14 protein-coding genes are annotated in these 13,864 nt (G+C 71.2%); 7 read left to right on the plus strand and 7 right to left on the minus strand.

The features are described from left to right. Positions 1–2: 2 nt before the first annotated feature. Positions 3–905, plus strand: a complete 903-nt coding sequence (locus tag AAFF41_RS17350) for a metal ABC transporter permease (RefSeq protein WP_343324187.1) — start codon at positions 3–5, stop codon at positions 903–905. 58 nt (positions 906–963) lie between these two features. Beyond that, the gene (locus AAFF41_RS17355) at positions 964–1,380 is read left to right on the plus strand and encodes a Fur family transcriptional regulator (RefSeq protein ID WP_054235481.1); all 417 of its coding nucleotides are present in this window, start codon (positions 964–966) and stop codon (positions 1,378–1,380) included. Between the two features lie 104 nt (positions 1,381–1,484). On the opposite strand, the gene AAFF41_RS17360 is transcribed toward AAFF41_RS17355, so the two are convergent. The 3 genes from AAFF41_RS17360 to AAFF41_RS17370 all read right to left on the minus strand — a co-directional run bounded on the left by AAFF41_RS17360 (position 1,485) and on the right by AAFF41_RS17370 (position 4,140). Then, positions 1,485–2,330 carry an isoprenyl transferase gene (locus AAFF41_RS17360; protein ID WP_054235480.1) on the minus strand — a complete coding sequence of 282 codons (846 nt, stop codon included), beginning with the start codon at positions 2,328–2,330 and terminating at the stop codon, positions 1,485–1,487. 22 nt (positions 2,331–2,352) lie between these two features. After that, the gene (recO, locus tag AAFF41_RS17365) at positions 2,353–3,099 is read right to left on the minus strand and encodes a DNA repair protein RecO (RefSeq protein ID WP_054235479.1); all 747 of its coding nucleotides are present in this window, start codon (positions 3,097–3,099) and stop codon (positions 2,353–2,355) included. Positions 3,100–3,912: 813 nt separating this feature from the next. Continuing rightward, the gene (locus AAFF41_RS17370) at positions 3,913–4,140 is read right to left on the minus strand and encodes a hypothetical protein (protein ID WP_343326496.1); all 228 of its coding nucleotides are present in this window, start codon (positions 4,138–4,140) and stop codon (positions 3,913–3,915) included. Positions 4,141–4,617: 477 nt separating this feature from the next. Here AAFF41_RS17370 and AAFF41_RS17375 point away from each other — a divergent pair, with 477 nt between their 5' ends. Further along, positions 4,618–6,867: a protein kinase domain-containing protein gene (locus AAFF41_RS17375; protein WP_343324188.1), complete on the plus strand. Its 2,250-nt coding sequence runs from the start codon at positions 4,618–4,620 to the stop codon at positions 6,865–6,867. Between the two features lie 34 nt (positions 6,868–6,901). On the opposite strand, the gene AAFF41_RS17380 is transcribed toward AAFF41_RS17375, so the two are convergent. Beyond that, a complete protein-coding gene (locus AAFF41_RS17380; RefSeq protein WP_343324189.1) occupies positions 6,902–7,339 on the minus strand; it encodes a hypothetical protein in 438 nt (145 codons plus the stop codon). Positions 7,340–7,543: 204 nt separating this feature from the next. Here AAFF41_RS17380 and AAFF41_RS17385 point away from each other — a divergent pair, with 204 nt between their 5' ends. Continuing rightward, positions 7,544–7,873 carry a GNAT family N-acetyltransferase gene (locus AAFF41_RS17385; RefSeq protein ID WP_487007380.1) on the plus strand — a complete coding sequence of 110 codons (330 nt, stop codon included), beginning with the start codon at positions 7,544–7,546 and terminating at the stop codon, positions 7,871–7,873. A 30-nt stretch (positions 7,874–7,903) separates the two neighbouring features. On the opposite strand, the gene AAFF41_RS17390 is transcribed toward AAFF41_RS17385, so the two are convergent. Then, positions 7,904–8,509 carry a response regulator transcription factor gene (locus AAFF41_RS17390; protein WP_319744538.1) on the minus strand — a complete coding sequence of 202 codons (606 nt, stop codon included), beginning with the start codon at positions 8,507–8,509 and terminating at the stop codon, positions 7,904–7,906. Between the two features lie 56 nt (positions 8,510–8,565). Beyond that, positions 8,566–9,804, minus strand: a complete 1,239-nt coding sequence (locus tag AAFF41_RS17395) for a sensor histidine kinase (RefSeq protein ID WP_343324191.1) — start codon at positions 9,802–9,804, stop codon at positions 8,566–8,568. Positions 9,805–9,938: 134 nt separating this feature from the next. On the opposite strand from AAFF41_RS17395, the gene AAFF41_RS17400 reads away from it, so the two are divergent. From AAFF41_RS17400 to AAFF41_RS17410, 3 genes are all read left to right on the plus strand, one after another. Then, positions 9,939–10,853, plus strand: a complete 915-nt coding sequence (locus AAFF41_RS17400) for an ATP-binding cassette domain-containing protein (RefSeq protein WP_319744141.1) — start codon at positions 9,939–9,941, stop codon at positions 10,851–10,853. Further along, complete coding sequence (locus AAFF41_RS17405) at positions 10,850–11,698, plus strand: ABC transporter permease (protein ID WP_343324192.1); 849 nt, start codon at positions 10,850–10,852, stop codon at positions 11,696–11,698. The genes AAFF41_RS17400 and AAFF41_RS17405 overlap by 4 nt, the downstream gene beginning before the upstream one ends. Positions 11,699–11,799: 101 nt before the next feature. Then, positions 11,800–12,912, plus strand: a complete 1,113-nt coding sequence (locus AAFF41_RS17410; RefSeq protein ID WP_319744145.1) for a hypothetical protein — start codon at positions 11,800–11,802, stop codon at positions 12,910–12,912. A gap of 55 nt (positions 12,913–12,967) precedes the next feature. Here the strand turns inward: AAFF41_RS17410 and AAFF41_RS17415 are convergent, their stop codons facing one another. Next, positions 12,968–13,717: a FadR/GntR family transcriptional regulator gene (locus tag AAFF41_RS17415; protein WP_319744147.1), complete on the minus strand. Its 750-nt coding sequence runs from the start codon at positions 13,715–13,717 to the stop codon at positions 12,968–12,970. Positions 13,718–13,864: the final 147 nt, after the last annotated feature.

The raw sequence follows: 13,864 nt of genomic DNA on the forward strand, positions 1-13,864 counted from the left end.
TGATGGACATCCTGAACTACGACTTCATGCAGCGGGCGCTGCTCGCCGCCGTCCTGGTGGGCATCACCGCGCCCGCCGTCGGCATCTACCTCGTCCAGCGCCGACAGGCCCTGATGGGCGACGGCATCGGCCATGTCGCGATGACCGGTGTCGGCCTCGGCTTCCTGCTCTCCACCAACCCGGTGTGGATGGCGACGGCCGTCTCGGTCCTCGGCGCCGTGATCATGGAGCTGATCCGCTGGTACGGCAAGACGCGCGGCGACATCGCGCTCGCCATGCTCTTCTACGGCGGTATGGCGGGCGGCGTGATGTTCATCAACCTCGCGCCGGGCGGGTCCAACGCCAACCTGACCTCGTATCTCTTCGGCTCGCTCTCCACGGTCTCCGAGTCCGACGTGACGGCGATCTGCGTGCTCGCGGCCTTCGTCGTCCTGGTCACTCTCGGTCTGCGCCGACAGCTGTTCGCGGTCAGCCAGGACGAGGAGTTCGCGCGGGTGACCGGTCTGCCGGTGCGCGCCCTGAACCTGCTCACCGCCGTCACCGCCGCCGTCACCGTGACGGTCGCGATGCGGGTGGTCGGCCTGCTCCTGGTCAGCGCGCTGATGGTGGTCCCGGTGGCCGCGGCCCAGCAGCTCAGCCGCAGCTTCGCCGCCACCTTCGCGATCGCGGTGGCCATCGGGGTGAGCGTGACGATCGGCGGCACCGTGACGTCGTACTACCAGGACGTGCCGCCCGGTGCGACGATCGTGTTGCTGACCATCGGCGCGTTCATCGTGCTCACCGCGCTGGCGACCCCGCTGGCCCGGCGCCGTGCCCGGGCCCTGGCCGCCGCGCAGGGGGCCACAGACCCCGCGGAGTGCGCGATTCCGGCCACCCGCGGCCCGGAACGCAAGGTCGGCGTCTGACCACGCACAGTCCGGGCTGGCACAATGGCCGGGCAAGGGCAGACGTGAGGAGGCAACGGTGACAACCGCTGGATCGCCCGTTCGGGGCCGTTCCACCCGGCAGCGTGCCGCCGTGGCGGCGGCGCTCGACGAGGTGGACGAGTTCCGCAGTGCGCAGGAGCTCCACGACATGCTCAAGCACAAGGGTGACTCCGTCGGACTCACCACCGTGTACCGCACGCTGCAGTCCCTCGCCGACGCCGGCGAGGTCGACGTACTGCGTACCTCCGACGGCGAGTCCGTCTACCGCCGCTGCTCCACCGGCGAGCACCACCACCACCTCGTCTGCCGCGTCTGCGGCAAGGCGGTCGAGGTCGAGGGCCCGGCCGTCGAGAAGTGGGCGGAGGCGATCGCCGTCGAGCACGGCTATGTGAACGTCGCGCACACCGTGGAGATCTTCGGTACCTGCGCGGAGTGCGCTGCCGCCAAGGGGTAGCGGGGGCCCGGTTCTTGGCCGCGGGCCGGTGGGGGCCGGGCGCGCAGTTCCCCGCACCCTGAAGGGGGCGCCTCCTGACGGAGCGCCCCCTCACGCATCAGGACCTATTCCGCGCGGCCCCGCATGCCCTGCTCCATCGCGAGCAGTTGCTCGTTCGGGACAGCCCCGCCGAAGCGGCGGTCGCGCTGGGCGAACTCGACGCACGCCCGCCACAGGTCGCGCCGGTCGAAGTCCGGCCACAGCACGTTCTGGAAGACCATCTCTGCGTACGCGCTCTGCCAGAGCAGGTAGTTGGAGGTGCGCTGCTCGCCGCTCGGCCGCAGGAACAGGTCCACGTCGGGCATGTCCGGGTAGTAGAGGTACTTCGCGAAGGTCTTCTCGGTGACCTTCGACGGGTCGAGCCGGCCGGCCTTGATGTCCTCGGCCAAAGCCTGCGCGGCGTCGGTGATTTCGGCGCGACCGCCGTAGTTCATGCAGAAGTACAGCGTCAGCCGGTTGTTGTCCTTGGTCTGCTCCTGGGCGATCTGGAGCTCCTTGGCCACCGACTTCCACAGCTTGGGCATCCGGCCCACCCAGCGGACCCGGATGCCGAGTTCGTCGAGCTGGTCGCGGGTCTTACGGATGAAGTCGCGGTTGAAGTTCATCAGGAAGCGCACCTCGTCGGGCGAGCGCTTCCAGTTCTCGGTGGAGAACGCGTACAGCGAGATGGCGCCGACCCCCATCTCGATCGCGCCCTGCAGCACGTCGAGGACACGCTCGGCGCCGACCTTGTGCCCCTCGGTACGCGGCAGCCCGCGCTCCTTCGCCCAGCGCCCGTTCCCGTCCATCACGATCGCCACGTGGTTCGGGATCAGCTCACCGGGGAGCTTGGGCGCGACGGCGCCGGACGGGTGCGGTTCCGGCGTCTTGTACTCGCGGCGCTGGCGTCCCAGGATCCCGCGTACGACCATGTGCTTCTCGTCTCCCTCAGTCTTACTTTTCCACGTACCGGAGTGAGCGCAGCCCGCGCTCCAGATGCCAGTGCAGATAGGCCGACACCAGCCCGCTGCCCTCCCGGACATACCGCGGCTCGCACGCGTCCGCGGTCTCCCAGTCTCCCGTCAGCAGCGCGCCGAGCAGTTCGAGGGCCCCCGCCGAGGGTACGACGCTGCCGGGCACCCGGCAGTCCACGCAGACGGAACCTCCCGCCGCGACCGAGAAGAACCGATTCGGTCCCGGCATCCCGCACTTCGCGCAGGCGCTGAAGCTGGGCGCGTAGCCGTTCACGGCGAGGGAGCGCAGCAGGAAGGCGTCGAGGACGAGGTGCGGCTCGTGCTCACCCCGGGCGAGGGTGCGCAGCCCGCCGACGAGCAGCAGATACTGCTGCACGGCGGGCTCCCCCTCGTGATCGGTGAACCGCTCAGCGGTTTCGAGCATGGCCGTACCGGCGGTGTAGCGCGCGTAGTCCGTCACGATCCCGCCGCCGTACGGAGCGATCGTCTCGCTCTGCGTGCACAGCGGCAGGCCGCGCCCGATGAGCTCGCTCCCCCGCGCGAAAAACTGCACGTCCACGTGCGAGAAGGGTTCGAGCCGCGCCCCGAACTTCGACTTGGTCCGCCGCACGCCACGGGCCACGGCCCGTACGCGGCCGTGACCGCGGGTGAGCAGCGTGATGATCCGGTCCGCCTCACCCAGCTTCTGGGTGCGCAGCACGATGCCGTCGTCGCGGAACAGACTCATGGGGCCATTCTCGCGTACGCAAGGGCATGCGCCGGCGGCTGCCGTACTTCTGGTCGGTGAATATGGCCGACACTTCTTGCCGGTGAATATGACCGACCCGCCCGGCGGCCGACCGCTCACGTCAGGGAGACTCTCGGTACGAGCCTGGAGCGAGTCACCATCACCATCCCGAGCGAGACGCTCGACGCGGTCAAGTCGGCCGCCGAGCGCGAAGGCCTGAGTGTCTCCGCCTGGCTTTCGCGTGCCGCCGAACACGCGGCGAAGATCGAAGCCGGGCCGGCCGCGGCGGACGAGGCCATGGCATACGTCGATCCACCCACGCCGGACGGGCAGGCATGGGTCGACGACTTCATGAACCGCGTCACTCAGCCCACGCACACGGCCGAGCAGTCGCGGGGTGCCGCGTGAATGTGCTCAGGCCCGTGGTCTGACGCCGGGGCACTGATCGCCGCGGAACGGAACCACGCCGCTTTCCGGCGAGCCCACCGCTCCTACCCCACCGCGGGCGGCCTGCCCCCGGCACCCGCACCGGTCGTGGCGCAGGCCTGGCGGGATGGCGTCCGCCAGGCCCAGTCGGCCCGGATCCTCAACGGCTGCGAGGTCCCCGTACTCGCTCACGCACTCGCCAGGAGGTGGGGGCGCTCTTGGGACAGGCCGCCACGCCGGACCCGGTCGACGGCACCGTCGCGGGACCTCGGTGCCGTGATCGTCACGTCGGACCCCGGAGGCATCCAGCACCTCCTGGACCGGCTCGGCCCTGCCGGCAAGCGTGCCGAGGTCGCTCCGTTGCACCGACGTCGGCCGAACCACCGCTCACGGGACCTCACCGCGGCGGCGTGCGTTCGCACACGCCGTGGCCGCGCTGAGCCGCTCCGCCGCGGTGGCCCGCCGGACGGCGTCCGGCGAGCAGTCCCACTCCTTGCCCCCACCCAGCGGTCTCAGCTGTACGTACGGTCCCTCGTGTCCCATCACCATGCCCACCGTCCCTGTGTGCGTGTCGACGACGTACGAGCCGATCGGCGGCTTCGTCGGCGGCCTCACCCCCGTGCCGCCGCGAGCCGGGGCGCGACCTCGATGGAGCAGCCGCCCCCTTCGACACACGGACAAGGTGCCTCGCGCGCCGAACTCGCCGGGTCGATCCGGAGCGAGGGCAACGAAATTCCGGCCCTCTCCAGTGCCGCCCGCAATTCCTCCACCGTTACCTCCGCCTCTTCGACGCAGAGCGCCGCGTGCTGTGCCTTCACGCTGCTCCCCCGACTTTCCGAGTTTCACTCTTCGCATCCTCGAAGTGACGCTCCGCATCTACACTCGGCAGGAGTCTGTCCTCTGCGAGTTCGGCGCGGCGTGGGCGTTTTGGCCATGCGGAGCTCCTGCAAACCGCCGGACTGCCGACTCGTGCCCCCCCACGCTCCCCGACCCCAGGTCAGCCGGCCTCGCCCGTGTTCGAGTGACGCAGGCACTAGTGTGATGCCGCAGAACAGGCGTGCGACACAGGGGATTTGGGAAAGGTGACCGGCCATGCCGCTGAGCACCGGGGAATCGGAGTCCATCGGGTCGATAGGCGGCTACACGCTCGTCGACCGGCTCGGCAGCGGCGGTATGGGCGTCGTCTACCTGGGACGTTCCGCCTCGGGACGGCAGGTCGCGGTCAAGGTCGTACACGCGCAGTACGCACAGGACGAGGAGTTCCGCGTCCGCTTCCGGCAGGAGATCTCGGCGGCCCGCCGGGTGAGCGGAGCGTTCACCGCTCCCGTGGTGGACGCCGATCCGGACGCCGAGGTGCCGTGGATGGCGACGCTGTACGTGCCGAGCCGGACGCTGTCCGAAATCGTGGCGAAGGAAGGCCCGTTGAGCGGGCACGCGCTGCGCACACTGGCGTTGGGGCTCGTCGAGGCGCTGCGCGACATCCACCAGGCCGGTGTGGTGCACCGGGATCTGAAGCCGAGCAACGTCCTGCTGGCCGAGGACGGTCCGCGCGTCATCGACTTCGGTATCTCGCGCGCCGCCGACAACCAGGCCCTCACCGTGACGGGGCGGCTGATCGGCACCCCGCCCTTCATGTCCCCGGAGCAGTTCGCCTCGCCCCGGGACGTCACCGCCGCCTCGGACGTGTTCTCGCTGGGCTCGCTGCTGGTGTACGCGGCCACCGGCAACCGTCCCTTCGACGGCGGCAGCCCGTACATGACGGGCTATCAGGTGGTGCACGAGCAGCCGGTCCTGGACGGCGTACCGGAGCCCCTCAGGGGCATCGCCGAGCGCTGCCTGGACAAGGACGCGACCGCCCGGCCCGACCTCACCGAGCTGCACCGGCTGTTCAGGGACCTGCCGGACGTGGCGACCGCCCCGGCCGCCCCGGCCGCGTCGGGCCCCTCGACCGTCGTGGGAGGCCGCGGGGCCGCCCGGAGGCACGGTGACACGACGACCTCGACCGGCTCCGGCCGGCGCGGTCGCCGGGTGCGCCTCCTCGTCGCACTCGGCGCCGCCCTGGCCGTCACGGCGGTGTCCGCGTCGGTGTACTCCTACCTGGTGGCGCGCCCCAAGAGCACCGAGGGCACGCCCGGCGGGCGGACAACCGCGTCCCACGCCGCCGCTTCCCCCACCGCGGCGCTCCTTGCCGGCTGGAAACCCTGGCGCGCGAACCTCACCCAGGCCCCGGACAAGGCGTACGCGGACATCTCCATCAGCGGCGCGGAATCCGGCTGCGTGGCCGACGGCTCCTCCCTGTACTGCGCGGGGTCCGGCTTCACGGTCGCCAAGCTCGACGCCGCCTCCGGCCGCGTCGAGTGGCGGGCCGGCCACACCCCGCAGACCACCCGGCCGCTCGGCGTCCGGGACGGCGTCGTGTACACCTACGAGAAGCCGGGCCTGAACGTGCGCGAGACCTGGCGGCTGGTCGCCCTCTCCGCCGACACCGGAAAACGGCTCTGGTACCGCCCGATCAACGAGGTCTGGCCCGCCGTCCTGTTCGACGGCGGCGTCCTGGCGAAGTCGGACGACGGCGAGGACGGGACGGAGTTCGTCGCCTTCGACGCCCGGACGGGCAAGGACCTGTGGCGGACACCGGCGAAGTCGTCGGTGACCAACTCCTGCTCCCCGCTGGCCCTGGACGGCGTCCCCTACGGCCTGTGCACGCAGCAGAACTCCGACACGGGCTCGACCGGCCTGGTGCGCCTCGACCCGGCCGACGGCACGGCGCACGACCTCGCCACGCTGCCCCACGGGGTGGTGCCGCTCGGCACCACGGGCGCGCAGCCGCTGTTCGCGGTGCCACGGAACGCGGCGGAGGACGAGTCCGTCGACGACGCGGACACACCGTACGCGAGCCTGCTGAGGATGAATCCGACCAGCGGTGCCCTCGTCCGGATCCCGCTGGCGGGCCCCCCGCGCGGCTCGGCCACTCTTCTCGACGGCGTCGTGTACTTCGTGCGGCCCGACGGGACCGTCACCGCGGTCAGGGTGACCGACGGCGCCCGGCTCTGGCAGCGTGAGACGCAGATCGAGAATCTGTCGAAGCCGGCGCTGTCGACGACGTACGACGACCTCTTCTTCGCCAACCGCTACGGCCGGCTGCTCGCGCTCGACCGCGCGACCGGCGCCGCGCGGTGGCACACGGACAAGCTGGACAACCCGGGGAACTCGCCGGAGACCACGGTCCCGAGCCTGCTGCTGGTGAAGGACGCGATCGTGGCCGTGGCGGGCGACACGGCCTTCTCCGTACGTCCGGACCGCCCCAGGGCCACTCCGAAGCCGGCCGCGGCCACCCACTGACGCGACGCACGACGCGACGTCACGTCGTGTCGTGTCACGTAGTGCTGAGGCCCACGTCCCGGAGCTCCCGGAACCGCTTGACCCGCTGCGTGAGATGGTCCTCGCGGGCGTTGCGCGTGGTCTTGGCGTTCTCGTGCAACAGGTCCGGCTCGACTTCGCAGCGGAGTGTCTCGTCGAAGATGACGAAGTCGTTCCTCGTGCCGCGCCGGACGTTCGGCGGGAGCTCGGACAGCGCTGCGACGCGCGTGCCGATGCCCATGTCCCTCTGGTCTTCGCAGAGTCGGAGCAGGGCCGGGTCGACGCCCTCCGGCTGCCGCACGATGAACAGACGCCGCACCTTCACACCCCGTTGTGCGATGGCCTCCGCCTGTGCCGGGAGATAGCGGAGTACGGGCTCGCTGTCCCGGTAGTCACGCTCCACGAAGCCGCTGGTGGCGTCCATGGTCTTGGTGGTGCACTTGGTGAGGGTCATCAGCCAGTCGTGGGAACGTGTCGCGCCACGCGATGCCGACCGGATGTCCGCTCATCCTTCGGTCCGTTCTCGCCGCCTTCCGACGTTGGGCCCTTTCGCATACGACCGGCATCAGAGGACGACCTGTCCGCGCTCGTCCGTCTGGACACGGAGCTGTTCCCGGACTTCGCGTACCCGTACTTCGCGCTGCGCCAGTTCCTCGACATGTACACGGACCATCTCCTCGTGCTCGACGACGGCGCCTGCCTCCACGGCTACGCGCTGAGCGCACCCTCCGCGGACGGATGCAGAAGCTGGGTCCTGGGCCTGGGCGTCGCCAAGCAGCTGCGGGGGCAGGGAATGGCCCGACGGCTCATGCAGGAGACGCTTCGGAGGCTGCCCATCGACGGAGTGCACGAGGTGTGGCTCACCGTGGAGCCGACCAGCACCGCCACGATCGCCCTCTACCGGTCCCTGGGATTCGCCGAACAGGGCGCCCGAGAGGGCTACTTCGGGCCGGGCAACGACCGTCTTCTGCCGGCGTTGCGCCACTGACCTCGACAAGCCGCCCGGCGCGGGGCCCGCTCACCGGGTCACGGACACCAACCCCGCCTCGTACGCGATGATGACCAGCTGGACCCGGTCCCGGGCGTCCAGCTTGGACAGCAGGCGGGTCAGATACGTCTTCGCCGTGGCGACGCTGATGAAGAGCCGCTCGGCTATCTCGGTGTTGGACAGGCCCGTGCCGACCAGGGTGAGGACCTCGCGCTCGCGGTCCGTGATCGCGGTCAGGTCGCGGCGTGGACGCGCCGGCTCCGAGGAGCGCGCGGAGGTGAAGTCCTGGATCAGGCGGCGGGTGACGCTGGGGGCGATGAGGGCGTCGCCGGCCGCCACGACCCGTATGGCCCCGATGATGTCGTCCAGGGCCATGTCCTTGACCAGAAACCCCGACGCGCCCGCGCGCAGCGCCCCGTACACGTAGTCGTCGTCGTCGAAGGTGGTCAGGACGACGATTTTCGACTCGCCCGCACCCGTCGTGATCCGGCGGGTCGCCTCTATGCCGTCCACGCCGGGCATGCGGATGTCCATCACCACGACGTCGGGCCGGAGTTCCTCGGTGCGGGTCACCGCCTCCTCGCCGTCCGCGGCCTCCCCCACCACCTCCACGTCCTCGATGTCGGCGATGACCATCCGCAGGGCCGTGCGGATCAGCTGCTGGTCGTCGGCGAGGACGACACGGATCGGCGTCACGCGGCCACCGTCGCCGCGGTCGCCGGGACCGGGAGGCGGGCCGTCACCCGGAAGCCGCCCTCGGGGCGGGGGCCCGCCGTGAACTCGCCGTGCAGCAGGGCCACGCGCTCGCGCATCCCGACCAGGCCGAAGCCGGTGTCGGTGGTGCTGCTCCGGCCCCGGCCGTCGTCGGTGACCTCGACGGCCACGTGCTCCTCCAGGTAGTCGACCGTCACCCGGCAGGCGGTCGTCGCCGCGTGGCGTACGACGTTCGTGATCGACTCCTGGACGATCCGGAAGACGGAGAGGTCGATGTCCGGGGGGAGTTGGCGGCGCGCGCCCTTCCAGTGGACGTCGACCTGGACGCCCGCCGCCGTTGTCGCGGCGGCCAGGCGGTCGAGGTCGGCAAGGCCCTCGGCCGGGTGCAACCGGTCGGCCTCGACCGAGGCCGCGGCGCGGTCCCGGTCCCCGCCCTGGTCCGCATGGCGCAGGGCGACCAGCATCCGGCGCAGCCCCGACAGGGTCTCCCGCCCGGTCGTCTCCACCGCCGTCATCGCCTCACGCGCGGCATCCGGCTGGGTGTGGACCACGCGGGCCGCCGCCCCGGCCTGCAGGGCGATGATGCCGATGCTGTGGGCGACCATGTCGTGCATCTCGCGGGCGATGCGCAGGCGTTCCTCGGTGACCGCCTGGGTGGCGGCCCGGGCGCGAAGCGTCTCGCCGTACTCGCGGGTGCGGTGGGAGGCGTCGCCGAGGAGCCAGGCGACGACGGCCGTCAGCGCCACGGTCAGCTCTTCCAGCGTGCCGATGCCCCATCCGCGCAGCAGCCGTAGGGACTCCCAGCACACCAGGACGGCGAGCGCCATGCAGAGGGCGGTGACTCCGGTGCGGCGGGGGCGGCCGGCCGCGATGAAGTAGAGGGCGAGGTCGACGGCGAGGAACTGGGCCAGTTGGATCGCTCCCACGGCCAGGTTGGTGGTGAGGAAGGCGGCGGCCGTCAGGAGCAGGGCGAGGGCCCTCAGCGGCCGTCGGCGCAACCGCATGCTGCCGAGCAGCGCCAGGGCACAGGCGATGGTCAGGATCAGCAGGCCGTCCCAGCGGTAGAACTGTACGGCGGTGATCTCGTTGGCCGTCTCCTCACCGGGGAGCCGTACGCGGGCGAGGAAGGTGAACGCCGTGCTCGCGCTCCAGGCCAGGGCCACCCAGACACCGGGCGGCACGAGTTTGAGGCGGGGCGGGAGTGGCATGGCATGCATGCGGCGATCGTAGGCACGGGGGCCGTGGACGGGCATCGGTCCGGGGACGTACACCCCTGGTCGACACCGGCCGGGGAGAGTGTCGGCCACCGGGCGATACCGCGCGGCGGGGCGCCGACGAGACGGTGGTCCGTGTGATCGAAGTCAACGAACTGACCAAACGGTACGGCGACACCACCGCCGTACGGAATCTGACGTTCCGGGTGCGCCCGGGGCGCGTCACCGGGTTCCTCGGCCCGAACGGCGCGGGCAAGACGACGACGCTGCGCATGCTGCTCGGGCTGATCGGCCCGACCGGCGGGAGCGCGACGATCGACGGGCAGCCGTTCCGGCGTCATCCGCGCGGGCTGCGGCACGTGGGCGCGCTGCTCGACGCGGGCGACGTGCACGGCGGACGCAGCGCGCGGGCCCATCTGGAGGCGCTGGCCCGGAGCAATCGCATCCCGCGGAGCCGGGTGGACGAGGTGCTGGAGGAGGTGGGGCTCGCGGGGGCGGCGGCGCGGCGCCGGGTAGACGGGTTCTCGCTGGGCATGCGGCAGCGGCTGGGCATCGCCACCGCGCTGCTCGGCGAACCTCCGGTGCTGCTCTTCGACGAACCCCTCAACGGGCTCGATCCGGAGGGTGTGTTGTGGGTGCGGGAGCTCTTTCGCAGGCTCGCGGCCGAGGGACGTACCGTCTTCGTCTCCAGCCATCTCATGTCCGAGATGGAGCACACCGCGGACGAGCTGATCGTCATCGGCCGGGGTGAGCTGATCGCCGCGGAGAGCGTGACCGCGTTCGCGGAGCGCGGCACCCGGCCGACGGTGACCGTGCGGACGCCCGACCTCGCGCAGCTCACGGCCGCGCTGTCCGAGGAGGGCGCGGCGGTGGCGCCGTACGACGACCGGACCCTCAAGGTGACGGGCCTGAGCGCGGCCCGCATCGGTGAACTCGCCTTCCACCGCCGGATCCTGCTCGAGGAACTGACCCCGCAGACCGCGTCCCTGGAGGCCGCCTTCATGGAACTGACCGCCGAAAGCACCGAGTTCCTCGCCGGAGACGCCCGATGACCACTCTCGCCCTCACCCCGACTCCCGCACACCCCGCCGCGCGGTTCACCGATCTCCTCGCCGCCGAGTGGATCAAACTCCGTTCGCTGCGGTCGACCTACTGGGCGCTCGGCGCGGGCGCCCTCGCCGTCATCGGCTTCAACGCCAACGCGGCACGGGTGCACGCGCACGACTATCCGCGCTACAACCCCCACATGCGCTCCCTTGCTTGGGAGTTGGCCTTGCGTGACGCCTTCACCGACGGATCGGCGCTGATCCTGGTCCTCGCGGCGGCGAGCATCGGCGCGATCACGGTCGTCGGGGAGTACTCGACGGGCCTGATCCGTACGACCCTCGCGGCCGTCCCTGACCGGCGTGCCCTGATGGCGGCGAAGATCGTGGTGGTGACGGCGGTCATGACGCTGTACGGCGTGTTCGTCGCGAGTGCCTCCTTCGCCTCGACGCAGGCGATCCTCACCACCCGTGACGCCGCCGTGTCGATCACCCACGTCGGTGCCCTGCGCGTGGTCGTCGCCTCGGCGCTGCTCGCCCCGGTCTGCGCGCTGGCGGGCATGGCACTGGGAGCCCTGATCCGGCACAGCGCGAGCACGATGGTCGCCGTCACCGCCGTCCTGCTCCTCGTCCCCAGCTTCATCACGGACCGCTACCGCTGGACGGCCACCGTGCGGCACGCCATGCCCGTCAACGCCTGGACGCGGCTCACCGACATCGCCTACGGCCACGACCCCTTCACCCGGCTCCCGCGCTACGGGGCGACGGTGACCGGCAGTTGGGTGGTGCTGGGGGCGTGGGCGGTGGTGTCGGCGGCGATCGTCGTGGTGGCGGTGGACCGCCGGGACGTGTGAGAGGCCGTACGGGACGGCCGCGTACGGGATTGTCAGTGGGCGGCCGTACTGTGCACCCCACGCACACAACGCCGCACGGCATCACGCGCACTGGAGGAACCATGTCCGCGAGCGCCCGTCTCGTCACCACGCTCGCAGGCCCGCTGGAGTCGGCCACGGCCGGTTTCCCAGGAGAGCGGTGCCTGCCCGGCCGGACGCTGATCCTCCAGAGCGACGACACCCAGCTGGCCGCGTACGACCTGGCCGCGGCGCTCGCCGGGGAGGCGTCGGTGGCCCGCTTCCCGTTGCCGTGGCCGCGCCGCTTCGGGACGTGCACCGTGTCGCCGGGGCTGGACGTCGCCGTCTTCGCGGGCGTGCACGCGGTGCGGGCGGTGGACCGGCGGGGCGCCACCCTGTGGGAGGTGCGGCACGGCTGCTGGGAGGGGAGCTGCCGCGAGATGCACGCCTCGTTCGACGAATACGGCGAAAACACGGACAGCCGGGGGCACTTGTACGCCGACAGCGGCTCGGTGGTCTTCTCCGCGGACGGCAAGCTCGTGTGGGCCCATGTGCGCGGGCCGCTCGCGGCGGGAGGCGGAGATCCGGAGGTGATCGAGGAGTGGCTGGTGCTGGACGCCACGGACGGGACGGTCCTCGGGCAGGCGGACACCCAGACCGTGGCCGCCGGTTCCGGGCACGTGTCGCACCCGGACCCCGGACAGATGGGGCTGAGCGTCGGCGAGGGGCAGGACGGGGCGCCGCTGCTGTGGGGCCGCTGGGACGGTGAGCGGCTCTCCGTCGAACGGATCGACGACGACCGGTGTCTGCTCGCCGTGAGCCCGTCGGGCGAGCACTTCCTGACCGTGACGCACTATCAGGAGCTCCTGTCCCTGCACCGGGTCGAGGACGGCTCGGTGGTGTCGGAGCTGGACGCGGAGGAGGTCATACCCGAACACCCCGCCCTGGACCCGGACGACGACGAGCCCGAGGTGCACTGGGACTACTACGGCGGCTTCCTCGACGAACACACCGTCATCGCGGGCACCACCGAGGCCGACGAGGAGTACGGGACGGGACGGCACTGGCTGGTCGACGTGCGGGACATGCGGCTGCTCGGCGAGGTCACCTACCCCTTCCCGACATCCGGCGTGCCGAACACCCTGGGCGACGGCAGCTGGTACACGATCGCCGAGGACACGAAGGAACTCCAGGTGTGGCGCCTGGCCGACGTCTAGAGGCGGACAGGACCCAGGGCCGGAAAGGATCCGTACGACCCCCTACGACCCCTACTCAGCCCACTCCCCTGGACTCCTGGGCCGCCCTCGCCTCGATGCCGCGGAAGTGGTCGGCCATCGCGCGTTGGGCGGCCTCCACGTCTCGGGCGCGCAGGGCGGTGACGATGTCGCGGTGGCGGCGGACGGTCATTTCGGGGGACGGGTCGTCGGTCCAGCCGCGTATGCCGGCGACCCGGCTGAAGACGGTCCAGAAGGCGCCCAGGAGCTGCGGCACGAGCGCGTTGCCGAGCGAGGCGTACAGCAACTCGTGGAACTCGCGGTCGAGTTCCGGGAAGGGGCGCCCTGAGCGGCCCGCCTCGTCCATCTCGGCCACGACCGCCTCGAGGCGGTCGAGCTCCGGCTCGGTGAGCACGGCCGCGACCCGGCGTATCAGCCCCTCCTCCAGCACCTCCCGCACCTGGAGGATCTCCGCCAGCGCCCCGGTCTCGTTCCTGTCGTCGGGCTGGGCGAGCGTGCGGAAGGTCAGGCCGTCCACGAAGGGGGTCAGCGAGGCCTCGCCCACGTAGGTGCCGTAGCCGTGCCGGATGTCGACTATGTCGAGGGCCTGCAGGGCCTTGAGGGCCTCGCGGACGGAGTTGCGGCTGACGCCGAGGTCCTGCATCAGCTCGGTCTCGGTGGGCAGCGGGGCGCCCGCCTGGAGCCTGCGGTCGAGGATCAGCTGCATGACCTCGCGCTGGATCTGACTGCTCACCCGGCGCTCGGACCTGCGCTCGGGCCCGCGCCGGTTCCCGGTCTCCTCAGACATGCGCCGCATCGTACGCTCACTGGACATCCGACGTCCCACCTCCGGGCGGATTCAGCACCAACTACCCGTGTTTCAGGGCTTCATTGGTCGCACCTCTGGAAGATACGCCATTCGTGTGCGATCCCTTGACCGCCCTCACGGGCCCTC

Source organism: Streptomyces mirabilis (assembly GCF_039503195.1).
Classification (GTDB): domain Bacteria; phylum Actinomycetota; class Actinomycetes; order Streptomycetales; family Streptomycetaceae; genus Streptomyces; species Streptomyces mirabilis_D.

Excerpts from the sequence above, each read along its gene's own strand:
- AAFF41_RS17360 (WP_054235480.1), bottom strand. The coding sequence starts at position 2,330 with ATGGTCGTACGCGGGATCCTGGGACGCCAGCGCCGCGAGTACAAGACG.
- AAFF41_RS17395 (WP_343324191.1), bottom strand. The coding sequence starts at position 9,804 with ATGCATGCCATGCCACTCCCGCCCCGCCTCAAACTCGTGCCGCCCGGT.
- AAFF41_RS17390 (WP_319744538.1), bottom strand. The coding sequence starts at position 8,509 with ATGGTCATCGCCGACATCGAGGACGTGGAGGTGGTGGGGGAGGCCGCG.
- AAFF41_RS17350 (WP_343324187.1), top strand. The coding sequence starts at position 3 with ATGGACATCCTGAACTACGACTTCATGCAGCGGGCGCTGCTCGCCGCC.
- AAFF41_RS17410 (WP_319744145.1), top strand. The coding sequence starts at position 11,800 with ATGTCCGCGAGCGCCCGTCTCGTCACCACGCTCGCAGGCCCGCTGGAG.
- AAFF41_RS17385 (WP_487007380.1), top strand. The coding sequence starts at position 7,544 with ATGTACACGGACCATCTCCTCGTGCTCGACGACGGCGCCTGCCTCCAC.
- AAFF41_RS17405 (WP_343324192.1), top strand. The coding sequence starts at position 10,850 with ATGACCACTCTCGCCCTCACCCCGACTCCCGCACACCCCGCCGCGCGG.
- AAFF41_RS17375 (WP_343324188.1), top strand. The coding sequence starts at position 4,618 with ATGCCGCTGAGCACCGGGGAATCGGAGTCCATCGGGTCGATAGGCGGC.
- AAFF41_RS17380 (WP_343324189.1), bottom strand. The coding sequence starts at position 7,339 with ATGACCCTCACCAAGTGCACCACCAAGACCATGGACGCCACCAGCGGC.
- recO (WP_054235479.1), bottom strand. The coding sequence starts at position 3,099 with ATGAGTCTGTTCCGCGACGACGGCATCGTGCTGCGCACCCAGAAGCTG.
- AAFF41_RS17415 (WP_319744147.1), bottom strand. The coding sequence starts at position 13,717 with ATGTCTGAGGAGACCGGGAACCGGCGCGGGCCCGAGCGCAGGTCCGAG.